This is a genomic window from Zobellia russellii, from assembly GCF_018728565.1.
In the GTDB taxonomy this organism is placed as follows: domain Bacteria; phylum Bacteroidota; class Bacteroidia; order Flavobacteriales; family Flavobacteriaceae; genus Zobellia; species Zobellia russellii.
In genome coordinates this window covers 1-25,643 of record NZ_JACSOI010000012.1, presented here as the reverse complement: position 1 = coordinate 25,643, position 25,643 = coordinate 1, and the positions used below count along the sequence as shown (strand labels likewise).

General features: G+C 35.4%; 17 protein-coding genes. 5 read left to right on the top strand and 12 right to left on the bottom strand.

Going from position 1 to position 25,643, the window contains the following annotated elements:
• Positions 1 to 15: 15 nt before the first annotated feature.
• On the top strand, positions 16 to 3,048 hold the full coding sequence (locus tag H9565_RS19220) for a DPP IV N-terminal domain-containing protein (RefSeq protein WP_215441998.1): 3,033 nt from the start codon (positions 16 to 18) through the stop codon (positions 3,046 to 3,048).
• Between the two features lie 222 nt (positions 3,049 to 3,270).
• On the opposite strand, the gene H9565_RS19215 is transcribed toward H9565_RS19220, so the two are convergent.
• Complete coding sequence (locus H9565_RS19215; RefSeq protein WP_317195450.1) at positions 3,271 to 4,755, bottom strand: C1 family peptidase; 1,485 nt, start codon at positions 4,753 to 4,755, stop codon at positions 3,271 to 3,273.
• 1,106 nt (positions 4,756 to 5,861) lie between these two features.
• On the opposite strand from H9565_RS19215, the gene H9565_RS19210 reads away from it, so the two are divergent.
• Positions 5,862 to 8,357, top strand: a complete 2,496-nt coding sequence (locus H9565_RS19210) for a hypothetical protein (protein ID WP_215441997.1) — start codon at positions 5,862 to 5,864, stop codon at positions 8,355 to 8,357.
• Between the two features lie 82 nt (positions 8,358 to 8,439).
• On the opposite strand, the gene H9565_RS19205 is transcribed toward H9565_RS19210, so the two are convergent.
• The 10 genes from H9565_RS19205 to H9565_RS19160 form a co-directional block, all read right to left on the bottom strand.
• Positions 8,440 to 9,963: a class I SAM-dependent DNA methyltransferase gene (locus H9565_RS19205; protein WP_215441996.1), complete on the bottom strand. Its 1,524-nt coding sequence runs from the start codon at positions 9,961 to 9,963 to the stop codon at positions 8,440 to 8,442.
• Between the two features lie 4 nt (positions 9,964 to 9,967).
• Positions 9,968 to 11,815, bottom strand: coding sequence for a DUF262 domain-containing protein (locus tag H9565_RS19200; RefSeq protein ID WP_215441995.1), 1,848 nt, complete (start codon positions 11,813 to 11,815; stop codon positions 9,968 to 9,970).
• A 17-nt stretch (positions 11,816 to 11,832) separates the two neighbouring features.
• Positions 11,833 to 13,185 (bottom strand): restriction endonuclease subunit S, encoded by a 1,353-nt coding sequence (locus H9565_RS19195; protein WP_215441994.1) that lies wholly within the window; start codon positions 13,183 to 13,185, stop codon positions 11,833 to 11,835.
• Positions 13,185 to 16,001: a type I restriction endonuclease subunit R gene (locus H9565_RS19190; protein WP_215441993.1), complete on the bottom strand. Its 2,817-nt coding sequence runs from the start codon at positions 15,999 to 16,001 to the stop codon at positions 13,185 to 13,187. The genes H9565_RS19195 and H9565_RS19190 overlap by 1 nt, the downstream gene beginning before the upstream one ends.
• Before the next feature lie 167 nt (positions 16,002 to 16,168).
• Positions 16,169 to 16,726: a hypothetical protein gene (locus tag H9565_RS19185; protein ID WP_215441992.1), complete on the bottom strand. Its 558-nt coding sequence runs from the start codon at positions 16,724 to 16,726 to the stop codon at positions 16,169 to 16,171.
• A 188-nt stretch (positions 16,727 to 16,914) separates the two neighbouring features.
• Positions 16,915 to 17,229 (bottom strand): DUF6804 family protein, encoded by a 315-nt coding sequence (locus tag H9565_RS19180; protein WP_215441991.1) that lies wholly within the window; start codon positions 17,227 to 17,229, stop codon positions 16,915 to 16,917.
• A gap of 14 nt (positions 17,230 to 17,243) precedes the next feature.
• Positions 17,244 to 18,851 carry a hypothetical protein gene (locus tag H9565_RS19175; protein WP_215441990.1) on the bottom strand — a complete coding sequence of 536 codons (1,608 nt, stop codon included), beginning with the start codon at positions 18,849 to 18,851 and terminating at the stop codon, positions 17,244 to 17,246.
• The gene (locus H9565_RS19170; protein WP_215441989.1) at positions 18,841 to 19,812 is read right to left on the bottom strand and encodes a DUF4407 domain-containing protein; all 972 of its coding nucleotides are present in this window, start codon (positions 19,810 to 19,812) and stop codon (positions 18,841 to 18,843) included. Before H9565_RS19170 ends, H9565_RS19175 begins: the two co-directional genes overlap by 11 nt.
• A complete protein-coding gene (locus H9565_RS19165) occupies positions 19,813 to 21,018 on the bottom strand; it encodes a DUF4407 domain-containing protein (protein WP_246560821.1) in 1,206 nt (401 codons plus the stop codon). It abuts the gene before it with no gap.
• 21 nt (positions 21,019 to 21,039) lie between these two features.
• Entirely contained in the window at positions 21,040 to 21,645 is a 606-nt protein-coding gene (locus H9565_RS19160) for a hypothetical protein (RefSeq protein WP_215441988.1), read from the bottom strand.
• A gap of 131 nt (positions 21,646 to 21,776) precedes the next feature.
• Between H9565_RS19160 and H9565_RS19155 the strand changes: the two genes are divergently transcribed.
• Entirely contained in the window at positions 21,777 to 22,589 is an 813-nt protein-coding gene (locus H9565_RS19155; RefSeq protein WP_215441987.1) for an endonuclease/exonuclease/phosphatase family protein, read from the top strand.
• A 46-nt stretch (positions 22,590 to 22,635) separates the two neighbouring features.
• Here H9565_RS19155 and H9565_RS19150 read toward each other — a convergent pair whose 3' ends face one another.
• Positions 22,636 to 22,791 (bottom strand): hypothetical protein, encoded by a 156-nt coding sequence (locus H9565_RS19150; RefSeq protein WP_215441986.1) that lies wholly within the window; start codon positions 22,789 to 22,791, stop codon positions 22,636 to 22,638.
• A 364-nt stretch (positions 22,792 to 23,155) separates the two neighbouring features.
• Between H9565_RS19150 and H9565_RS19145 the strand changes: the two genes are divergently transcribed.
• Positions 23,156 to 23,914 carry a hypothetical protein gene (locus H9565_RS19145; protein ID WP_215441985.1) on the top strand — a complete coding sequence of 253 codons (759 nt, stop codon included), beginning with the start codon at positions 23,156 to 23,158 and terminating at the stop codon, positions 23,912 to 23,914.
• 150 nt (positions 23,915 to 24,064) lie between these two features.
• Complete coding sequence (locus H9565_RS19140) at positions 24,065 to 25,513, top strand: DNA/RNA non-specific endonuclease (protein ID WP_215441984.1); 1,449 nt, start codon at positions 24,065 to 24,067, stop codon at positions 25,511 to 25,513.
• Positions 25,514 to 25,643 lie beyond the last annotated feature (130 nt).

Genomic DNA, 25,643 nt, shown 5'->3' with positions numbered 1-25,643 from the left:
TAATTACAATAATGGATGATATTAATTCACTCTAAAGAACAGATACCAATGCGTCAAATTTCTTTTATTTCTTTATTAACTATACTCCTTCTAGTACTTTTTTCTTGTTCCAATGTAAAGGAAAATACTAAAATTGCCAGTAGTAATAACATAGCTGTTACATTGAAGGAAGGAACAAATATGGCTGTTTCTCTTTCTCCTGACAAAGAAACTTTGGCCTTAGATTTACAAGGTACCATATGGGTCTTACCTGTTGCAGGAGGAGATGCAATAGCAATAACAGACGAACTTGGTGATTGTCATGAACCTACGTGGTCACCGGATGGAAATAGTATAGCCTTCCATTCGTATAAAGATGGAAATTACCATATCTGGACAGTTCAAAAAGACGGTTCCGGTTTGACACAAGTAACCTTCGGCTTATATGATGACAGAGAGCCAGACTGGTCTCCCAATGGAGAGACAATTGTTTTTTCTTCAGATCGTAGCGGAAACTATGATATTTGGGAGGTCCGTCTGGATAGTCAATCTTTGAGCCAGCTTACTACAGATAAGGGTAACGATTATAACCCGGCTATCTCTTCCGATGGTGAACAAATTGCTTTTGTCTCTGAACGAAGTCAATCACCAGGTATTTATTTGATTACTCAAGATGAAGAGAAACTTTTAACTAATTCCGATTGGGAACTTGCCGCTCCCTCATGGAACAAAAGTGATAGTCTGGTAAGTTTCATTTCTTACGATGGAAAGAAAAGTTCATTTTTTGTTGCGGATGTCAAGAATGGAGATTTGCGCAATATCTCTATAGAAGGAGAAGATATTTTTCCATTTCGTACAAATTGGATGAATGATAATACTTATTTATACACAGCGGATGGTAAAATAAAGAAACGCACATTAGATGGAGATGATTTTGAAACCATTGACTTTGAGGCTACCGTTCACCTCAATCGATCTAGTTATACACGCAAAACGTATAATTTTGATGATCAGGAGTCACATACTCCTATGGGTATAATGGGGCCTGTGGTTTCACCCGATGGAAATTCCGTTGCTTTTGCCGCTTTGGGCGATATATATTTACAAGTTATTGGTGGTAAGCTTACTCAACTGACCGATGATGTTTTTGTGGATATAGATCCAGACTGGTCACCGGATGGAGAATCTATTGTCTTTGTCTCCGACCGAGGCGGTAAGATGGATCTTTGGATGAAAAATATAAAAAACAATGAAGTTAAGCAGCTTACTAATTTAAAAGAGAGTGCATTAGCCCCTTCTTTTTCTCCTGACGGTCAAACCATCGCATTTTATGCTACTGACGTTCGTAATGTTTGGGGACGTGGTACATTGAGTATACTTAACGTATCCTCTGGTGCAATTACTCCAATTCATGACCCAGTATTTGTACCTAGTAAACCTAGCTGGTCACCTAATGGAAAAACTATGGCATTAATGGCTCTTCAACCTGCTTCCACTCGATATAGAGAAGGCACGAGTGAAATAATGCTGGTTTCGGTAAATGGTGAAAGCGAGCGTTATGTCTCGCCAGACTCTACCCGAACTACGGGTATGCGAAGTAAAAATGGTCCACTTTGGTCTCCTGACGGTACTAAAATAGCTTATATTCAAGATGGTGTACTATGGACCGTACCCGTTGATATGAGTGGCGAAATCATAGGGGATCCTAAACAACTCACGGAAGAGCTGGCTGCTAAGCCTAGCTGGTCGGGGGATTCAAAGAGTATGGTCTATTTGGCGACTGATCATTTGAGGAAGATTGATGTTGATACGGGAAATCAGGAGGACATTGCGATTGACCTAGAATGGAAACCACAATTGGGAGAAGGGACTTATGCAGTTCATGCAGGAAAGCTTTTTAATGGGGTGGACAGTACATATATTGACAACATGGATATAATTGTTGAAAATCATCGATTTAAAGAGATTGTACCTCATAAGGAACGATCGGATATTAAGGTAATAGATGCCTCAAACAAGGTTGTTATGCCAGGGCTCTTTGAGATGCACACCCATCAACATGCCAGCGTTGGTGAACGCTTGGGACGTATTTGGCTATCTTACGGTATTACATCTGTACGAGAGCCTGGTGCGGACCCCTATGATGCTTTGGAACGAAAAGAGGCATGGGCCAATGGTAGTCGTCCTGGACCTAGAGAGTTCTTTACTGGAGGACTTACGGATGGCGGTCGTATATACTATGGGCTGGCTAATAGTGTAATACATGGGCCACATATGAAGCTTGAAATGAAGCGAGCGGAAAAACTGGGTTATGATTTGATTAAGACTTATGTGCGCATGCCTGATTCTATTCAGAAGGAAATTACTATGGCAGCGCATAAAATCGGGATACCTGTATCTTCACATGAGATATTCCCATCAACCAAATATAATGTGGATGCAGTAGAGCACATCCGGGGAACTAGTCGAAGAGGATATTCTATGAAACAGTCCCAGCTGAACCGTACGTATGATGATGTGATTCAACTAATAGCGCAATCAGGGATGAATATAACTCCGACTATTGGATTACAGGGAGGATTTTTTCTGTTGATGGAAAAAGACTCCAATTTGATTAAAAACAAACAACTCAATGCACTCTACTCTGCTAGTTATGTAGCTGATTTGGCATCTGCTATGCCACGTATTAAGGCTATGCGACCAAGTTATGGTTCTAATTTCGAGGATATTTATGAGACCATGGTAGCAATTATTGAGGCGGGTGGGCGCATGACTGCAGGTACTGATTCCCCTTTTATTCCTTATGGAACTAGCTTACATATGGAAATGCAGCTATTTGTAGAAGCCGGACTTTCACCTTTTCAAGCTTTACAAGCAGCAACAATTAAGTCAGCTGAAGCCGTAGGTGTGGAAAAAGATTTGGGAAGTATTCAAGCTGGGAAACTGGCTGATTTGGTGATTGTAGACGGAGACCCTCTTTACAATATCAAAGAAGCTTGGAACGTAACAACCGTAATTAAAAATGGTATTGAATATGAGATAGATGAATTATTAAAGACCCGCAATTGATTTTAAAAAAAAAATTGTTGTTTATAGGTGATAAACTATTCCCATGATTTAGTTAGTTAAGTAGTTAAAAGAGCAACAGGAAACTGTTGCTCTTTTTATTAGATATATAATATTAAAACTGCTCTCTTTGACTTCCGTTAAAAAAAGTTTTGAACTATTGAAATTGCGAAAACGCACACTAGACATTTTACATTCTGTCGTCCAATAGTTGAAATTTAGAAATTATCGTTTTACAGCTACAGCACCAAAACGTTTTCCATTCCATAAAGTATAGCCGCTTGCCAAATCTGAACTCCACGTGTGAAAGTGAAGAATAAAAGGTTGCATATTTGCTTCAGAAAACTTAATATTCATCCGTAGAACGTGAGAGTCTTGTTTGGTTAATAGACCTTTGACTGGAATAGTAGCTCCGTTTGATGTTTTGTATTCAGAATGGACCAGCCAACCTAAAAGAGGTATTGATGTGATTTTGGAGACAGTTAAGACCCCTTTCCATCCATCGTGGTTCATATCCCACGTTCCTTTCCATTTTGTGGGTAAATAATCCTTTCCGTACCTGCTATTAAAGTTAGTGCGGCTTAGGTAGACTCCATAATCAGTATTCTTCCAAATTGTATTTCCGGCGGCCTTCGTAACATCCCAACTATAAACGTCTATGGTAAACTGTTGTCCTGTTTCTAATGTTGGGTCTGTGTTTTCATCATTGGTCATATAGAATTGGATTCCTCTACCGTCATGAATATAATTACCATTAATAGCCTTTATGGAACCATCAGAAGCTTTATAATGCCCCAGACGGGTAATTTGGTTGTTTTCTTTTGAGAAACGCCTAATGGTTAAACTTCCTTTCCAGCCGTCATGGTTCATGTTCCATTTTCCGATAGCCCTATTTTTTAAGGTTGGTTTTTTAGGGTCCGTTACACTGGTTACGATAGAACCATGGCTAAAACAATTTTCGGCAAACTCATAACTTACTCGTATAAGCCCTGGTTCGTTCCATGAATTTTTGATATAGAAAACTTGTTGATTACGGTCATAGCCAACAACTAAAAAAGCGTGATATCCGCCAGATGATGTGGCATCATATTCTCTAACTCCAGTATTTGAATTGGTCTTCCATTTTAGATTGGCATCCACAATTACTTCATTACCCCATGCCAATAGTTTTTCAAGATTGGATGTATCTCGTATTTCGTTAGGAGAAAAAAGCTGATAGGATTTTACTCCGTACTTGGCATTTTGTCTAGCGCTATGGGGAATGTAAAGAGGAGAGTACTCAAAAGCATCTACTTCATCTTGTGTTACCGTATTTAGTGCGGGATCACTTTTCCACTGAAGATTTCCGGCGGCAGGAATTTGATTTTTAAGCGCCGTCATTGAATTTCCGGATAGGTAGGGGCAATGCTCTTCTAAAGGAATGGAGAAATTAACGGTTTGCTTAATTCCCTGTGAATTGCCTCCTCCCCAAAAAGAAGATTGGTTTTCATACTTATATTTTTTAGGAAATGTAATGCCGGTAGATTTATAACAATGCCAAAAAAACTGTTCGGATAAATCTAGGTCCAGACCATAGTCACGTTTATAACGAGCTTCTATTGCCGCAACCATGGCGAAAGCGGAACAGGTATTACGGTTAGACTGACTGCGAATATCAGTTTGAAATTCGTCCCAAAGGACTTGTGATGGTAAAGAGAAAAATTTGAATATGGATTTTTTTTCAGTTTTCCACTTGGAAGTTTCTATGAGTTCAAGATGCTCTAGGTCTTCTTCAAGGTTAAAAAACCGCTCGTTTTCTGCATTAAAGTCTTTGATGTTCTGTGTTTCAATTTGGTTGTCTTCGTTTACGAACTTAAACGATAGATTATCAATTTACTGAATACGCTCCATTTCTGGAACAGGTTCAATGGGGACAAGCTTTTGTTCTTTAATTTTTTGTTTCCATAACGCTATATTTCAATTGTTTATATAGAAATTTAAAGAATTTCTTGATTGAAAAGGTCCAAATTTGTATGGTTGGATTGTCTTCTTGTATGGATTGAAAAGTTTACCACTCATTGTATTGTGGGAAAGGTTTCTCAATCTAGGACTATAAAGAACTTTATCTCGTTAACCTGTAGTAAAGAAATTTATTATAAGATGAATACTGGCCCATAGCACAGGAATATATAGATGGTGTTGAAGCCACCATTACACAAAACATCGGAAATTAATAAGGTAGTTTAGTTAGTTTCATAATTAAGGCCCTAAAATTATTGGGAAGGCTTTTAATTTTAACTTGGTGTTTAGTATTGAATGAACACTATTTACATCTATGAGTTTTGTAGAAACGCCCGTATTTAGGGGGGGGACGCTATTCGTCTTAAACCTTTATATTATGCTGTGTACTATGATTAAACTAATTTTTTTTAGGACTTTTTACAAATATTTATAGTTTTTGCAAAGAGGGGAAATATAGACTGATATTCAAAGTTTGTTAATACAATAGTTGTATCCTACATGAAATACTTCGCTCTTAATCAAAATAATCAAATGTAATTAGGATAGTACTATTCGTACAAAGATAATTGCAGTGTATACATATTAACTTATTATCACGGTTTTCTAAGTATAAATTTGGGCATGTTAATCTCTAATATTCGTATTAGTAATAGCGTGACCAACCTTCTTCTTTATAAAACAAGTACACACTCTAATACTTGAACATTTCTTTCTCCCGATTATTCCCTCTCGTAACTTTTGAGAAAAGCAAAAAGCATTAGACTCAAAAGTTCCTTTGTGCTAGAATAATTAATAATCTATAAAATGAAAATGTAATGAAAGAATCATTGTCAAGGCAAATGCTTTATGGTAGAGTAACCTGCGAAAAAGAGGGGTGCTCATTAGATGGGTTGACCGTAGAACTGGTAGATGCAAATTTACTTAAATTCAGTATGGTTAAATCGAATAGAACCGATAAGGACGGTCGGTTTAAGATAGAAGTTGTAACAGAAAAAAAGGATGCGAAAATTGAAAGTGCCCATCTGCAAGTTTTAAACAAGAAAGGAGAACTCATGTATGTTCATGAGTCAAACATTTTTACGGATAGTGGGGCGTTGGATGAAATAGAAATCAAGCTTCCAGAAACTTCAATTGAAGCAGTTTCTTATGATTTCACAAGATTTCAATTCAAGTCGGTGGTTAATATAAACCCGAACTATTTTGGGGCATTTGAAAAATTAAAACTACCCAAAGCTCCTCCTATTATAATACCAAAGAAGGGAGATACAAAGTATGAAGAATTAGAATGTATAGGACTATATCCTGAAACAGATGAATTAGAGGCCATTTTTAAGGTAAAACTACCATATGGTTTTGGAGGTAGCCTTTGTTCCAATGGTAGCAAAGAATATGTTTCTTTTTATGTTGACTATGGCTCCGGCTTCCAGTCTGTAGGCCCTGCTGTGTCCGTAAAGACTCATAATTTAGGAGCGGTTCGTAAGGGGCCTTTATGCTATGCGGTAAAACAGTTTGTTGATTTTCAAAAGAAGAGCTGTAAAACACCATATCTGGTTAAGGTAAGGGCCATTTTAAGTTGGAATACACCGTCAATAGGTCCCAATTATATCCCTACTTGGGGAAATATAAAGGATGCTTGGGTTCAGGTTGATCCTATCAAGAAATCTTGGGATTTACTTACGGATAAATTTAGTGATATAAGCTTAGTAAAATCCTATAGTGATCTTCAGGTCTCGAAAAAAGACCTAATAGAGTCGTTACAAAGTTCACTGGACTATAATAAGAAGGGACTTGAAAAGGAGCGTGTTGATTTTAAGGATAACATCCTTAAAAACCCTAATTTTTATGCCGCAATGGCGGATAAGGATAATTTTCAATCCGCAGTGGAACAAATCTATAAGCTGCCTCCTGAAATTTTAGAAAAGTTCAAGCCAAAATTAATAGACCCAAAATGGTTGCTTCCCGTAAAGCCTTTTAATTATAACACCAATTATGAGGAGTTAACTTGTGTAGGGCTATACCCAGAAAGAGACACGCTAGAAGCTACGGTTGCCATTAAAAAGCAAAATGGCTATAAAGGGAATTTATGTGCAACGGGCAGTGAAGAGTATGTTGCGTTTTACGTGAATTGGGGAGATGGTTTAGGCTATCAGCATGAGGGAACGAAATATTTCAAGGTGCACGACATACCAAGAGATATAAATCCATTAATGTATGCGGTTAATCTTCGGGTGCATGATATGTCCAAAAAATTAAAACGCTGTAAAGAGGAAAACATCATTAGGGTTCGTGCTATTTTAAGTTGGGAGATTGCTCCCACAAGTCATACGTATAGACCGTCTTGGGGTAATGTTAAAGAGTGTCGTATACAGGTTAGACCGTATGGAAGTGTGAATGGTAAATGTGAGATTCAACATGTAAATAAAGTGTTGGTTGAAGATATTAATAGTCAAGGGTATGCACGTAAGGTTATTGATGATACCACCTTTTCACCAACTATATTTGACCGTCCTTTTGGCGCCACTATAGCCATTTGGGGCAGTATAAATAATTCGGCTGCTGTGTATTATCGTATGCGCTTTAGTGATGATAACGGAGCCACCTGGAATACGGTATTGACCAAAAGGAAGTATAGAACAGGTTTCTTAACGGTAGCGGAAAGAACACCAGATGCAGATGGATGGTTCTCTGTAAACAATTACAATACGGATTTAGGAAACTATAGTGATACGCCTTTAGCCAATTGGAGTAGTGGTACAAGAACAGGGCAGCATATCTTACGAATAGAACTTGCAGGCACCTCAAAAGCACCCATGGTAGGAGCATCATGTCAGGTTACCGTGTTTTTGGATAATCAGAGACCAGAGCATTTTGAATTTGTAGGGGCTACCATACCACAACAAGGAGTTACCGTTAAAAACGAAGCCGGTGACATTAAAAAATGTGGAAAATATAAAGGAACGGAAAAAGTGTATGTTTATGGTAATTTCAAGGACGCACATTTCAATGCCTATTCTTTATTGCTTTTCGGTGGGAATCTCGCCTCGGGTGGTAAAGGTATTACGCCTGCGGTTCATACATATGATGATGGTACTCCCTTGGACACCAATGGAATTGTTGGGGCCACCAACCCTGGACATGGTAGTTTGTTGACATCTGTGGATATGGCAGCTGTTGGAGCTGATATAGACTGTGCCTATGGGATAAGAATGGAAACTTCAGATAGAACTATCAGAGGTTATTTTTCAACCTATATCTTTAGGACTAATTCACATGCTAAGGTCTCTTATGTGACTTTTAATTGGGCACCTTAAAACAAGGGACGTTTAGTAGAAAAGCCGGCTTAGTCTCGATTAAGTCGGCTTTTTTAATGATATTATTTTCTATAACGATGGACTATTCCATTTCTCCATTTATTGTTTCCATTATTTCTTTAAAACTGTTTAAACCAGATTCTATATTCTCTATAATTTCAGAAGCCAAAATATCTGGGTCTGGCAGATTATCTAAATCTGTTAGGCTTTTGTCTTTTAACCAAAAAATATCCAAACTGGTTTTGTCTCGTGCAATGATTTCATCATACGTGTATTTACGCCATCTACCATCTTCATTTTCCTCGTTCCAAGTTTCTTTTCGTTTGCTAATATTACTCCCATTATAGAGTTCTATAAATTTAGACAAATGTTCTTGTCGCATTGGGCTTTTCTTTGGTGTATGATGCACATTGGTTCTATAATCATAAAACCAAATTTCCTTTGTCCAAGCTTCTTTACTTGCAGGTTTGTTGTTAAAAAACAGCACATTCGCTTTTACTCCTTGAGCATAAAAAATTCCTGTTGGTAATCTTAGAATTGTATGTAGTTCAGTGGTTTTTAAAAGTTGTTTTCTAACCTCTTCACCTGCGCCACCTTCAAATAAAACATTGTCTGGAAGGACAACAGCTGCCTCTCCATTTATCTTAAGCTGTGTTTTTATATGTTGCAAGAAGTTTAATTGTTTGTTAGAAGTTGTTTCCCAAAAATCTTGACGATTGTAGCTTAAATCTTCTTTTACAATTTCACCTTGTTCGTTGGTAAACGTCATACTGCTTTTTTTACCAAAAGGCGGATTTGCCAACACATAATCATAACGTTCGCCATCATCTGCTATCAAAGCATCATTTGGGTTTATAAACGATTCTCCATCTATTTCTCCAATGTTGTGCAAATACATATTCATTAAGCACATCCTACGTGTATTGGCAACAATTTCGTTTCCAAAGAAAGTTTTGTTCTTCAAAAATTCTTTTTCTTCTCGGTCTAGTTTGTTGTTATCTACAATCCAATCGTAAGCTGCTAAAAAGAAACCACCGGTACCACACGCTGGGTCTACAATGGTTTTCATTGGTTTTGGCTTTACACAAGCTACCATTGTTTTAATTAAAGCTCTAGGGGTAAAATATTGCCCTGCACCACTTTTGGTGTCTTCTGCGTTTTTCTCTAAAAGACCTTCATAGATTTTACCTTTTATATCTGCTCCCATTAGTGACCAATCTTCTATGTCAATAAGATTGATGACTTTGAGCAATTTTGCAGGGTCTTGAATTTTATTCTGACTCTTTGTAAAAATTTGTCCAAGCGTTCCTTTTTCTGTGGAAAGTGTGCGCAATAATTGACTGTAAAACGATTCTAATTCTGCACCCCGTTTGCTAGATAAGGTTTCCCAATTGGCGACTTCTGCATCTGCAACTTCATTGCCTTCTACATCTTTTAGCTTTGGGAAAACCAACCCTTTATTATAAGGTGGTTTGTTTAGTTCATCTGCCATTTTTAAGAATAGCAAATAGGTAATTTGTTCTAAATAATCTCCATAACCTACACCATCGTCACGAAGTACGTTGGCAAGGTTCCATATTTTTGATATTATACTTGAGTCCGTCATTTACTTATTTCCAAATAATTTTAGTGATTTTGTACAATAGTTTGTGTCTTTCTTCTAATTCTTCTGGACCAAATTTATCCATATGTCTAAAGTCTAGACTATGCTTTTTCATCATATCCTTAAAATCTAATTTAGATTTATAAGTATCTTCTCGTAATGTCTCATTCCAATATAGTGTGTTACTGTAAGATTTTAATTTTTGCTCATATTTTTCGTTATTACTACTTTGATTATCTCTACCCTTTAGAAGTAATAAACCTCCTAATCTATTTCTCTCCCTGTGAAAAACTTCATCATCGTTATCAAATAGTTCGTAATTTTCATCATTATCTGAAACAATATGCTCTATATGAAAACCATTCTTCGAACCAGTATTTCTTATCAAATCATACATATTTCGCTTTAATTCCAAATTTGTATTATCTGCAATGAAACGTTCTATTCTAGCAAAGAAATAGCGTTTAAACCTTATATCTAAAGAAATACCTGCATCTTTAAAATAAGAATACGAGAGTGTGTTGGTAATCGTTGAACCTCTTGATGCTGATAGCATTTCTAATAAATATTTATCAAAAATTTCTCTGTGACTTTCTACAGGCATATCTTTAATCTCTGCATTTAATTTATAGACATTGGTTGCGAACAAATTTGAGTCATATCCTTGTTGAAGAAGTAAGAGATTGTAAATTCTATCTAACTCGTAAGCAATTGAATCTATCTTTCTCTTTTCATCCGAATCATTAAGTTTACAAGCAGAGATAATGAGCATGTATTGGGTGTTTCTATCTAATAATGCATTATAAAATATTTCCCTGTGCTCATCATTTTCAAAACTATATTTCAAGAGTTTCTCATATAAATTGGTATAATATTTAAAATCATTTAACAAGAAGTTTTTAACGTTGGCTGTATTATGATCTAAATCTAAATGTTCTTTAACGAATTCTGAAAATAGTGTTCTGTGGTAATCATTATCAAACCTATTGGCTTCTGCTCTAGTTTTGGAAAATTTTGCTTTTAAGTAGAAAGTAAAAAAATCATCTATTTCATCGTCATGATAACTATTAATTTTTTTGATTTGATTTTCCCAAATGTCATTTATCTTTAATTGGTTTAATTCATCTTTATCAACTTGGCCTAGCAACTTTCCTTTTAAAATTTCATACGGCTTTAATTTTACACCTCTATCATTAATAACTTCGAAAACCATTGGTACTTCAGTTTGCTCTACTGTTAAGTTGATTAGTACTAATCTGTACAAAAAGTAATAGGTAAAGGTTTCAAAAGAATGTTTAGAGGTTATCTGCTGTTTTATGTAGTTATTAATAATTATATAATTATCAACTATATTTTTAGAAGTTACTCCAGATGATGTATCTATAGATTTTAAATCTTCAACACCTTTGGTTAAACCCTCAAATACATTTAATGCTTTTTCGTGTCGCATCCAAAAAGAATAATCTCCACCACTATAACCTGCAACTTTGCTCTCAATCCATCTGGTAAATGGTTCTGTACAACCAAACTCTTTGGATTTGTGTAATAATACAATTAAAATAATAGTCAAAGTGGTAAGTCGTTGCTGACCATCAACAACATATACTTTACCATCAACAATATTGGTAACGTATGTATTGAGATAGTACCAATTATATTTAGACATTACATTTTCCTTATTGGCATCTAGACTTTTGAATTCTTCATAGTTATTGTTAAACTGATAAAAGATGTCATCTAACAATCTTTTAACTGGTGGTTCTGTCCATTTATAATCTCTTTGGTAGAAATCTATATAGTAAGTGGTGTTTGAAAATACTCTATCTATATTTTGCTTGTCTGGTGATATGTCCATTTTATATACTCCTTATTTTATTTCTTCTTCTCCTTTTTAATCCTCTCCAACAAAACTCTAGCAGGCTCATAATACTTATCTGCTTTACATTTAGCAATTTCTGCTTCTCTTAACAATGTTCCCTCAAAAGCTTTTTTAAGAATACTTTGGCGTAAGGCTTGGGCTTTTTCTAAACTGTCTGCAATATCTTTTTCTACGGTATCACAAACCGATAAACGACTTTCAATTTCTTTCAAAATTTTGAGTTGTTCTTCGATGTTTGGATACGAAATAAGTAGTTTGCCATATACACCAACATTTAAATGTTTTTGAGCTACACCTCGTGATGCTTTATTAAATAATCCTTTTGCTAATGGCGAGTTATTAAATGTGCATAAAAAGTTAGGCAAGACCTTTTCTTGATTTGGTGTAGCAATCAAAACATCAATAGCATTTGAATTATTAAACTTTTCAGTAACAACACAAGATGTTCCTGGGTATCCAGAACGAACTAATAAAACATCACCTGTATGAACTTGCGTTCTTTTATTAATTTCATTTCCTTCTTTTGAAAAGTATACCCAATTTGAATCATTCACTTTAAACTCGCGAACATTCGCAGAGCGAAATGCCTTAATTCCATCTTTACCCTTGTAGTAGAAATTGGTTGGTTTAATGACTATACCTACTTTGATATTTTCACATACTTCTCTTACGGTTTCTGTTCGCCAACCATCAGGAAGACTCTTGTTTTTTTGTTTTTTATTAGTAAGTTCTCCCTCAAAAGCCTTTTTTAAAACCGCTTGTCTATAAATGACCAATTGGTCTTGTGCTTTTTTTAGGTCGGCAATACCGCTATCTAAACTGCTAAAGAGTTCTTCTATTTTTTTGACAACGGCTTTTTGTTCGATAAGAGAAGGAAACCTAAAATCTATTTTATTTAGGTTTTTTCTTGATATACGTTTCCTAGTAGTGCCACTTTTTAATTTATCTATATTATTTCTAATACTTGGACTATTTATCTGATGTAAAAGAAAATTATTATAAACAGATTCATTTTTTGGTCTTAAAATCGCTACATCAACAGCGGTTATAAATTTTTCATCTTCATCAAAAGGAAAAAAAGTACATCTACCGAGTGGTTCAGGCATTCTTGCAATTAATATATCTCCTTGTTTTAAAAAGGAACAATTCATTTCTTTTGCCCTTTGTAAATTCAAGTACTTAGCTGACTTGTCTCTAAAATTTCCATCTCCAATATCTGCGAGTTGTATTAATCTAACTTGACCATTTGGGTCTTGGTCTTTCTTCTCAACCCAATCACCATCTTTAAATAATCCGTCATCGTCAATTAGTTTATCTAAAGTACATTCAATCCAATCTTCTTTCATTATGCTGCTAGTACTTCATTGAGTTCATTAATAATTTCATTCATTTGGTTGCCAAATAATTGGTGCATTTTTCCTTTTCCGCCTTTAGCATCAAAAGGTGTGTAATCTAAATCGTCTATTTCTATATGATAACTGCTCACTACATGGTCTTTTATCATTCGTAACCAGTCTAATTGTTCTGGTGTAAAGCGGTTGTGTTGCCCTGTGTGCTGTTTAAATATCCATTTATTAAAGTTGGCTTCAATGGTGCTGTCGTAGGCTTTTAATTCGCTATCTATTCCACAAGCTCTTCTTAATAAAGATACCAAAGCGGTTAATTCGTCTTTAGGTTGTTTACTTTTTACGTCTTCTAAAGTTGCATACGCATTCCAAATAGATTCAGGTGCTAATAATGGTTTTTCTAATTGTAGTTTCTCCATCACGTCTTTTATCATTTTAAACGTAATCTCTCTACGGTTATAAGGTTGGTTGTAAAAGATGCTTAAGGCTTTAATTTCGTCTTTGTTGGCTTCTAAATATTCGGTAAAGTCTTTTACAATTTCTGTTGCTTGATCTACAGAAGTGGTTTCCCATTCGCTTTTTGTAACCGTATCTATGTTTACGCTATCAATAATTTGTTCGTGTTGTTTACGTACGTTGTCCAGATAGTCATTAAATTCTCCATTAAAGGTTTTGCTAGCTTCTAAAATCAATTGTTCTTGTGCTTCCTTTTTAGCTTCTTCTAGTAAAGCAGGTGTTTGGTCTTGCACAGGAATTTTGTCTAGTTCTTGCTGTGCTTTGGTTTCAATTTCATCTTGGTCAAAAGCAGTAATTAGTTCTTTGGTAATTTGTTTTAAGTTTTTGCCGCCAGAAAACTCCAATAATCTGTCTTTTTCTTTTTCTGTAATTTGCTTTTCTAAACGAATTAATCGGTTTGCTAAAGACAAAAACAAATCTTCATCTGCAACGCCCATTGTTACTGCTCCCAATAAATCTTTCATTGGTACTGAAGGTTTGCGTTCTAAAGGTCTACTGTCTGTTTTTTTAGATTTGGTTGCACCCACAGCATCTACAATGACAAAATGGGTTTTACTGTTAGCCGTTTTGGTAACAAGTTGTAAAGAATCACTATTGATAGTTCGTGTTCCACGACCTTTCATCTGCTCGAAATAGTTGATGCTTTTTACATCTCTCATAAACAACAAAACTTCCAAAGGTTTTACATCTGTTCCCGTGGCAATCATATCAACGGTAACTGCAATTCTTGGATAATAAGAATTTCTAAAACGATTCAATACGGATTTAGGGTCTTCTTCAATTTTGTAAGTCACTTTTTTACAAAAGTCATTTCCTTCGTCAAATTCTTCACGAATTATTTTTATAATATCGTCTGCGTGACTATCCGTTTTTGCAAAGATTAATGTTTTTGGAACTTCATAATCTCCATTTTCGTCAATACGATTTGGATAAATAGCTGTTTTTAATGCCTTTTTATATTCACGAATGATGTTTCTTATTTGGCTAGGATTTACAACTTTTTTATCTAAATCGTTGCGTTTATATTCGGTGTCTTCATCTTCTTGTTGCCAACGTTTTTTACGAGTTAGTTTATCTCGTCTGTCAACAAACCAACCTGCTTTTATGGTTTCTCCTTTTTGAGAAATCTCCGTTTCAATCGTGTAAACATCATAAGGAACATTTACACCATCAGTTACCGATTCTTCATAAGTATATTGGCTAACTACATTTTCATTAAAAAAACCGAAGGTTCTTTTATCAGGTGTTGCAGTTAAGCCAATTAAAAAAGCATCAAAATAATCTAATACTTGTTTCCATAAATTATAAATGGAACGGTGCGCTTCGTCAATAACAATAAAATCAAATTGTTCAATGGGTACTTTTGGTGTGTACTCCACAGGAACAGCTTTGTTTTTAGCCATTTTGTTCTGTAACCAAGAATTTTCGTTTGGATTATCGAGTTCAGCACTTTCATCTAATTCTTCGCCCTTTAGAATAGAATACAAACGTTGTATAGTAGATATACACACTTGACTATCTGAAGCAATATAACTTGAAGATAAACGCTGCACATTGTACAACTCTGTGAATTTTCGGTTATCGTCATTAGGCTGAAAGGTCATAAATTCCTGTTCCGCTTGTTCGCCCAAGTTTTTGGTGTCCACCAAAAACAAAATACGTTTTGCATTTGCGTGTTTTAGCAAACGATACACAAATGTTGCTGCCGTGAATGTTTTTCCAGCACCAGTTGCCATTTGAATTAAGGCTTTTGGTCTGTTTTTTTTAAAAGAATGCTCCAAATTATTAACTGCAACTATTTGAGCAGGACGCAATCCTGTTTCATCAAGTGCAGGCATTGATAATAATCTTTTTCGTAGCGATTGCCCTTTTTTTAACCAATCCGCAATGGTTTCAGGTTTATGAAAACTAAAAACATTTCTTCCTCTAGGTTTTGGGTCTCTATAATCTGTAAAACGTGTTATAGTACCTGTGCTTTCATAAACGAAAGGCAAAGGGTCGTTATTTAAATATTTAAGTTTAGCATTTGCGTAGTTGGCTGATTGCTCCTCAACAACGGTAAGCCTATGACCTTCGTCTTCACGTTTCGCTTCTATAATTCCGACTGGTTTTCGGTCTACAAACAGCACATAATCGGCAGGTCCAACATCAGTTTGGTACTCACGTACCGCTACTCCTTTATTTGCAGACAAATCAACCTTACTCTTAGATTGTACAACCCAATTGGCAAGACGAAGCATATCGTCAATTTTATCGCGAGCTATTTGTTCTGGGTTTTGGTTTGGGTTATTGGTTGTCATTTCAGCTTAAAAGTAAAGTGAGAATTTCTACAATTTCCAGATTTTAGTACTAGAAGAAGAACCATGGCTAATATAAGTTTATTAATTGCTTTAAAATGGATTATCAATTGATTCAACTGTATTAGATTACGTTTTTTTTAATGTCTACGATAATTGTTAGTGAACAATCAATCTACATTTTCAAAAAACTTGGTGGCATACTTACAATATTCTTTGATTAGGTCTTTGTCCGTTTCAAACTCTTTTCGATCACCTAACCAGTTCCTACATTTTTCTGTTATTTCCTTATTCGCTTTTAATTCAGCATAAGATATACACTTAATGTGTTTAGGCGTAACTAATACAAACAAGGCATTTTTAAAAGGATATGTGCCATATTTTTCAATATCAGTTATAGATAATTTACCGCTCTTACGGTATTTTACCTCAATAAAATGGGCTTGTTTATTTTTGAAAACTACAAAATCGGGCATTTGACGTATGTTTTTAACAACATCACCGCGTACACCTTTGAGTAAGTCTGTTATACCGGGAATGGAGTTTTCCATTCCATATTTAAAAACTTGAAATTCTAAAGAAATAAAAAGTTGTTCAATAATTGTTTCAGCAATTCTTCCTTTAATAACTCCAGAAACCCATGGATTTCCATTTTTGGTTTGATAACATTCGGTGCATAGACCATTATTAAATTTGGTGTAGGCACCACATTCTATACAATCTGGCATTTTGGTTTTAGTTTAAACGTTAAAAGATTGGTAAGATCTCATTTGTTTGTAATAGGCAATTTAGACATTTGCTAATTTTCTTACAATAATGTTTGGTCTATTATATGTCTTTGTCAATTTTCGTTGCAAAGGGTATGGCACCGGCATATTTTAGCAACCTGTTGTTGGGACACCAAACAACGTATCATCTAATCTTTAGTTCTTATTTTAAAATTATCTCGTTCTGTAATAAACATTGATGCTATTAATCCTATACCTACCACCACATCAACTACATTCCAAATTTCCCTACCTAAAGCGATTTTGTAAAAAGGCTGAAAGAGTAGGGCAAGGGCTATATAAATAAATACCTGTTGGCGTTTATCTTCTTCATTAGCCTTGAAAGCTAAAAATCCAAAACCTACTAAAGCCAGAAAACGTACTAATTGATAGTAACCGTAGGGCATGTTTAGTAGGCACAGAAAGAATAGTATGGATAGAATTATTTTGATGGTCTTTTTCATTACTGCTATTTGTTTTATTTCTCCAGCTCACATAAGCTCCGGCCCTCTCTTTCTGCTGTTGGTATATTTATTTGGTAAATATTACTAGTACAGTTTTCGAGTGCTTTACAATTTTGGGATAAATGATAGCGTTTACTCTTATCTTCTTTACAAACATATATATCACCTTCGTGAAATATAATACTGGACATTATTTGAGGTACTCTCATGGCCCTTTCCCTAGTTTCTTGCAATTTACTTTGAGTAGTTGTATCCAATACTACTAAGGTTTCATTGCGATTCGCCGTTACATTTTTAGGATTTTCTTCTTGTTTTAAATTATGTATTAATGGCTGCTCATTCTTTTGTCCTAATGTATTTCGTTGATTGGTTTTGAAAGGATAATCCTGTTTATTAGGTTTAAGTTTATAGTTTGTCAACGTGGAATCAGGTCTTAAGTTAGTAGATCTATTAGTGGTGAGCGAGGATAAACTGTCTGCCTGAATGTATTGAGCGTTAAAACTCTCAAGTGTGTCTTTGTATAGGGTAATAATTTGTTTCAAAGGATAATCTTCAGTTTTCCCTTGTATTATGTTACCTTCACTAGTATCAGAATAATTAAGACTGTCAGAATTAAGATTATCAGTTTTGTAATTGGCGGTGCTTTGGTTGTTATTTTGACTTCCTAAATTGTTATTAGGGTTGATTTTTTGATATGGTTTTGTAGGTTGGTCTTCGCTTATAGTTTCTGTAGTTTTATATTTAGATTCTCGCCAGGGATTATATGCACCAGGCCGATTTATAAAATTTAGAAAGAGGCCAATTAGTAGTATTCCCCCAAAAACATAAAAAAGTTGTTTCCAATGAAGAGGTATGCTCGGAAGAATGCCCCTAAACGTACCGCTGATATAAAGAAAGGTTAGAAAGAGTCCAATTAATATTCCGGGCAACCCTAATGAAAACAAGAAAAAGAGACCAAGTATTAATCCTAATATTCCGAGACAACCGGGCGTTGTGGTAACAATATCATCTTTAAGCAAGCCTCTGTTTCTAGCACTAAAAGTATCGGTAAAATTGCTCCCAAAAGTGGTTATAATACCCTTTTCATTAATGTCTCTCTCGTTAATTTCGGTTTTAGGTACGGAAATGTTGTTACATGTACATTCTTCATAAACCTGCTCGCAATTTGAGCAAGTTTCTATTTCCATAATGTCGTCTTTAGTTTGAATTTCTAGAAGATAGCCCGTAACCAAACATGTAAGCGTACCAAATGTACTATTGCCATCTTTTACAACATCATATATTTGAACAGCTTCTAATTTGGGTTCTTTTATAGCTATTCTAATACTATCATAATCTTCAATGGAAGTATTCAGGTTAACTAGGATGTTTTCAAAGCTTTTCTGAGTTAATTGTGTTTCTGATTTAATCGCATTAAAGATGGTTTCATTAACTATATCTGGGTGTTCCTTATCATTTTTTAGATTACTGATTTCCCCTTGGTAGATATGAATGTCATAGAGTTCAGTTTTGGAAAGGAGTAGCTTATCATTTACAGTGCCGTAATATTTGCCCATAAATTCTCCCTGAACATAGGTCCTTTTTTCTATAGCACTAGAAAATGTTATTTTTTTATAGCCCATTTAGATATTCTAAAAAATCGTATTCGGTTCCGGTTTTACGCGTAATTTTTTTTGGAATCAGGTTAAATGGGGGATCTTCATAGTGTTCTTCCAATTCTATTATTCGCCCTATATTTTTTTTTAATAATAATGGATACAATTGCTTTAGGTTCTCATATTCATCCAAAATGATATTACGGTTTAATTCTGACCTTATTTGGTCATAAGAAGTGGATCTGGATATGAAATATTTTAGAAATAAAGGGAGTAGAAACAGAAAGAGAAAACTTGCAGAAATGAACCAAATCCAAGGATGTTTATAATTTAAGTGTATTAACCCCCTCACGTAATGTGGCGATGCATCAATTCGCTTTTCGGTATCTTCAATGAGTGCTTTTTTATCGCTTATTAATTTTAGTTTTTTTGATTTTAATTGCTCAATTTTATCTGGACTGATTTGTATTCTACCATCAATTAATTGCTGATTAATTCTATTTAATTCCCTATCGTTTAAAGCAATTGCAGCATCAAAATGAGCAGCTGTTTTGGCTGTTGCTTGCTTTATTTCTTCATGTTTTACATGCGCCAATTCTATAGCAAGGGTATTTTTTAAAAATAAGGTTTCTATGGGTTTTATTATCGTTAGCCCCAAGAGTATCATTATACCTATTCGGAATACTAAGGAAATCAGGTATCCGATTGCTCTTTTATTAGGGTTGGCAGATATCGTTATCAAATTCAGTTTGTAGATATTAAAAATCATCAATGAAAATAGGAGACTCCAAACCCAAGATAAATTTGGGATATTGAAGATTTGATTAAAAGTATGATGATAGGAAACTACAGCTGTAGCGAATAACAAGACAATTATGAGACCACTTAAGGCAAAGCGTCTTTGCAAACTTGTTTCGGAGTTTGCTAAGATTTGTTCATCTTCCCCAGCTAATTTCCAAAATATATTGTATTTGCTTGTGCGTGACATTTATATTTGAGATATATAGTTTTCTATATTTTCATCAATTTTCTTTTTTTCTTTCTCTTTCCAGCGTTCAATGACATAATCACTCAATTCTGTTTGGGCTTTCATTAATGCAATTTTTTCATCAATTTTTCGCTGTGCCTGATGGCTGATTATCAAATCTCGTTCCTGTCCTTCTTTGTCTTTGTAATAATCATATTTAATTTGAATCCCATCTTCTGCCTTCAAAAGTTCTTGAATGTTATCTCCCATAAAATCATAGGGACTTTTAATCAACATCATTTTAAAGAAAATAGGAGTTAGTTCAATTACGACAAATAGTAAGGTTATGAAAAGGGTAATCCATATACCTGCTATTTCATGGGCCAGTTTTATGCGCTCCAATAGTCCGTCTAAGCCATTCGCAACCTCCTCATTTTTAGCAAGCTCTTCGTCTAATTCTTTAGTTAGTTTTATCTTTTCATTATTTAATCGTTCAAGCTCTGCTTTGTTATCTTCATCAAAAGAGTTTAATTTTTCGCCCAAAGAATTCATGAGACTTTTAAGTGCAGCTGCTTTTGGTCCAGGTCTAACAATTCTAACCTCCTCTGTATATTGTTTTTCAATTTCAGTAACTCTATTTAAAACCTTATTCCGCTCATTTTCAATTTTTTGTAAATCTTTATCGATAACTTCGAATCTCGAAACATAATTAGCTTTAGTGGCAATTTCATATTCCTTACGTTTTTTTAGTTGCTCTTGATGCAACTCGGCATCTATTTCCGATTTAAACATTCTAATTTCCATTGGTTTTGAAATGGTTATGGCGATGACAAGCCCCATAATAATCCTTGGAACAGAGTTTATAAACTCAGCTTTGGTAATTGCTTCAGTTCCATCTCCTTTACCCGTGGCAGCCACAATAAACCTATCTATGTTAAAAATAATTAGCCCCCAGATTACTCCAAATATACTAGCCATGACTGCCGTTTGAGTGTGAATTACACCATCAAGAGCCGAGCCTTTAGGCTCAAAAATGGTATATATGGCGTAGCCACCTGCAACAGCGGCCATAAAACCGGTGGCAACAACAATACCACCTAAACAAGCGTATTTGACTTGATCAGAGTAGGTACTTCTTCTTAAAATATATCCGTCAGAACCTGCGGCTTTCCATAATAGTCGCATTATTAAACCTGGTTTGGGACTTGTGTAATATTCTCTTTTCATAATTGGTTTTTTTAGGTTGATTTAGTAAGAGTCTTTTTCTAATAATGCCTTTAGTTTTTCAAGATCTTTAAATGTGGATATCTGGCTTATTTTGGAGGATGTATTATTTAAGTAAATTGAGTTTTCTAGTTGTATGTCCACTTGGTTAAATGGACTAATTGGTTTTCTATTGAGAGTATATATTGGGCTGGGGTGTTTTTTTAGTCTCTTCTCGATTTTTTTACTCTCTAACTCAACATCTTTCTTCTGTATCTTAATGTTGGAGAAATCGTCTTTTTGAAGATTTGCTACTTTTATTTTAGTAAGTAACTTCTCTTTTTTTCCAACCCCATAGGCGGTAAGCTGTATTTCGGATTGTTCTTGTTTTACTTGGAATAGTAGTTGTCCTGATTTAAAGAAAACTTGAGAAGAATTACTTATGGTTATGTAGATTGCATTTTGCACATCCCAACGTAATTGATTTATTGTTCCATCTATACAGTAATTCAAATCTGGCTGAAAACTTTTGCAACATAATTTTTTGCTACTGAAAAGTAGGTGCAAAAACCTTGAAAGGATTTTCAAACAATTACAAATTAGATTGTAAATCAACTGTCGGTTTCTTAATACAGCTTCTTTATAGCTCATTGTTTAAGGTCTATTGAACGAGGGTGTTATTGTTAGAGGTAAAAGTATTTAATGGTTTTGTTTCTGTTTTACAGGATCCTGTAATGAGCAAAATCTATTTGTGTTAATTTCGTTCCTAAATACCAGACCTTATGTTCAAATCATCCCTTTTATATCTATTTTTTCTTTTAAGTATTAGCCTATTCTCCCAAGAACAAATCAGTCTAATCTCTTGGAACATTCAAGATTTTGGCAAAACCAAGAACAGCGAAGAGCTAGATAGAATGGCAGATATTCTTCGTGATGCGGATATTGTGGCCATCCAAGAAGTGGTTTCTGGTTACGGTGGCCCACAAGCTGTTGCAAAACTTGCGGATAATCTGAATAGAAAAGGAGCCAAATGGGATTATGTGATTAGCAACCCCACCAAAAGTTCTAAATATGTAACGGAGCGGTACGCCTATATATGGAAAACAAAGCATATTAAAATTAAGAATAGGGGAGCGTTGATTTCTGAATTGGACTCATTGGTTGACCGTGAACCATTTTTTATTGATTTTTATATTGATGGACAAAAGCTTTCAGTCATTAATTTTCATTCAAGACCTCACAATAAGAATCCGGAAGCAGAGATTACGGCAATTACCAACTACCTTTTAGAAACAAAACCAGTGGGGCCCGTTATTTTGGCTGGAGATTTCAATGTAAATGAAAGGGAAACTGTTTTTATTCCGCTAAAGGAAGCGGGTTATAAGTCAACCGTGAAAAATGCAAAAACAACTCTAAAAAAAGAGTGTAAAGGTAAAGGCTATTTGAATCATGCCATAGATAATATATTTTACTCCAAACAGATATCAAAAGTGGATGGACGGGTTATAGATTTTGTAAAGTTTTGTGAGAACGTATTAATTGCGCGTCAACTTTCAGATCATCTACCTGTTTTATTAAAATTTGAAATTGAATAAAAGAGGCCGCACTCCATGAGTACGGCCCCAATGTATTAAAGACTATTTAACCACGTGGTGGTTTTGTCGGTGGATTTCCATCATCTCCTTCGGTAGCTTGGGTATGATATAGATTATCTGTTTCCGAAGTGGTTTGGTCTTCACACGAGAATAGAAAAGTATTAAAAACTATGACTGCTATTGCTAAAATTAATCGCTTCATTTTATTGGAATTTCAGGACATGCCGGTGGCCGTCCGAGTTAATACTCAGTGATTTTTTGCGATGATTGTATCGCATGAAAAAATGAAGGGACGTCTCCCGGTTTTGAGAAGTGGAAAACCCAAATACAGCAGCTAGAAACCTACTTCTCAATCGGTCTTTTGCCGACTGTATTCTGGGATTTTCTTATGAAATGATTTTTCTAGAAACGCTATGATAGCAAGGCATAGCAGAAATCATTTCGAGGACAAAGTAACTGAGAAGGAATTTTAATTTATGGAGAGACCGTGGAAAAGAAATTCCGGAAAATAAGTTCCATGAAATTTCCATTATTAGTAGTTTTAAGACACCAAACCAACCAACCTTATGTCACTAGAAATTTTACAGATAGCCTTTAAGCAGGCGGAGAAAGAAATAGGATCCAATAGAAAAACGCATTTGGCCAGGCATCTCTCGGATGTCCTGCAAGAAGATTATAATTATACCATTAGCGAACGTACGTTAAGGGACTATTTTAATAAAATAGAAAAAGGAGATACGGGACCCCAAGATGATTTAAAACCAAAACTCATAGAACCCTTATGTCAATATTTAGGATATGCGAATTATGCGGAGTTTATAAAATCACACGGGAGTAGCAATAGGAGAATTCCTGAGCAAGAAGTAATCAACCCAACTAAAAAAAGTTCAAAGAAAATATGGGTTGCGGTCTTGTTAATCTGTTTGAGTATTGGTGTTGCTATATCTTTTTTAATCTCTCAGAGGAGTATAAATGAGTCTAATGCTGCTATATATAAGGAATGTATGACCTGGGCGGATTCAACTTATCTTAAAATCGCATGTGATGTTGGGCCATACTCTAAATATGGCACTAAAGTTATTCCCTATGAAGAAAATAGATTTAAAAACTTGAAAAGAGTTAAGGTACATTTGGCCTATAATTTTTTCAATGAAAAAGGCCAGCCTCTAGTTTGGTACTTTAGAAACGACGAAAAGCAATATGAATTTTTTACAGCACCTGGGTTACACCCCATAAGTGAAAAAACCTTAAAGGCGATAACACCATACATTATACAAAAGCATGTTCCATTGCATAATGACGATGAGGATTCATTTATAGAGTAATTACGTGTTCAACTTTCTTCACATCATTTATTAGATTGTTTTTTCATCATCAAATTATTTTGAAGCATTCTATATATTACACAATAAGTAAGTAAAGTATTACATTATCTTTACAAGATATCACATTGTAAAACTAAAAGTAATAGCCTTATGAAGTACTTTACCCCAAATTACCTTTCTTTTTTTGCTCTATTATCCTTTTTCTTGATAGGATGTTCTACCGATGAATATTATACGGATAGCTCCGTATATGAGGAAATACCAATAGAGGAAATTCCTATAGAAGGAATAACCATCAACGGCGAACTAAGTGTTCCCACCTATTATTATGATAATCAAGGACCGCATAAGCATAAAGCATATAGCCTAACGGCTAAAACCGTTGGCTTTACGGAAACCTTTGAATCTGGTGCAAAAGGAAGCTATGCTGCCGGAAGTGTAAGTTTATCCCCATCTGGAGATTGGTATTTGGAAGATGCCCTATTGGGCTCTTTGGCCAATGACCGAAAGTTTGGTTCAAAGTCCGTTAGGATTAGGAATACTGGTAAATTGACTATGAGCTTTAATATGGAAAACGGTGCCACTAGTGTTCTTGTGCGTCATGCAGCATATGGAAGTAACGGAGCATCCAATTGGAGATTGGTAGCTTCTTACGATGATGGTGCTACTTGGTACTATATAGGAGATACCATCACCACCAATTCAACCACTTTAAATACGGTTACGTTTGAGGTTAATGATACGCAAAGCGTTCGCTATGGCATATTTAAGATTTCTGGAGGGTCTAACAGAATTAATATAGACAATATTGAAGTTGAAGTAAATACATCAGGAGGTGGCAACAACCCGTCTATGGATAGCAACCTTACTTTTGGTAATCCATCCGATGCAGCTTCTTCAGCTGATAATTATTTTCTATCTAAACCGGATTTTAGCTTATCATATAATAATAGCAATGGAACCGCCAATTGGGTGAGCTGGCATTTAAGTACGGCATGGACAGGTACTACTTCTAGGTGTAACTGTTTTAAGTCTGATACAACATTACCCAGTACATTCTTTAGGGCAACTACCAGCGACTATACTAATTCTGGTTTTGACAGAGGGCATTTGTGCCCATCCGCAGATCGTAATGGTAGCGAAGATTCAAACGAGAATACCTATTACATGACCAATATTGCGCCACAGGCTCCGGACAATAACCGTAGGTCATGGGCCAATCTTGAAAGCTATTTGCGTTCCTTAACTTTAGATGGGAATGAAGTACATATTATTTCCGGAGTTGTAGGTACTGGTGGTACAGGTAGTAATGGATCGGCCAACACCATATCTAATGGAGAAATAAATGTACCGGACGCTTTTTGGAAAGTTGCATTGATTTTGCCAAATGGGACCAATGACATTCAACGCGTAACAACATCTACCAGAGTAATTGCAGTGCTTGTTCCCAATGATCAAAACATAGATACCGATTGGATGCAATTTAAAACTACTGTTGATGCCATTGAAAATCTAACAGGGTATGATCTTTTAGAGAACATACCGGATACCATTGAGTCCACTTTGGAATCAACCATAGATACTGAGCCGTCTGTATAGCTAGATTTAGGTCGCCGGTGCAGCTTATTGTCGTACCGGCTTACCACCGGCATGCCGGTGGTAAGCCGGTGGTAAGCCGGTGGTAAGCCGGTGGTAAGCCGGTGGTAAGCCGGTGGTAAGCCGGTGGTAA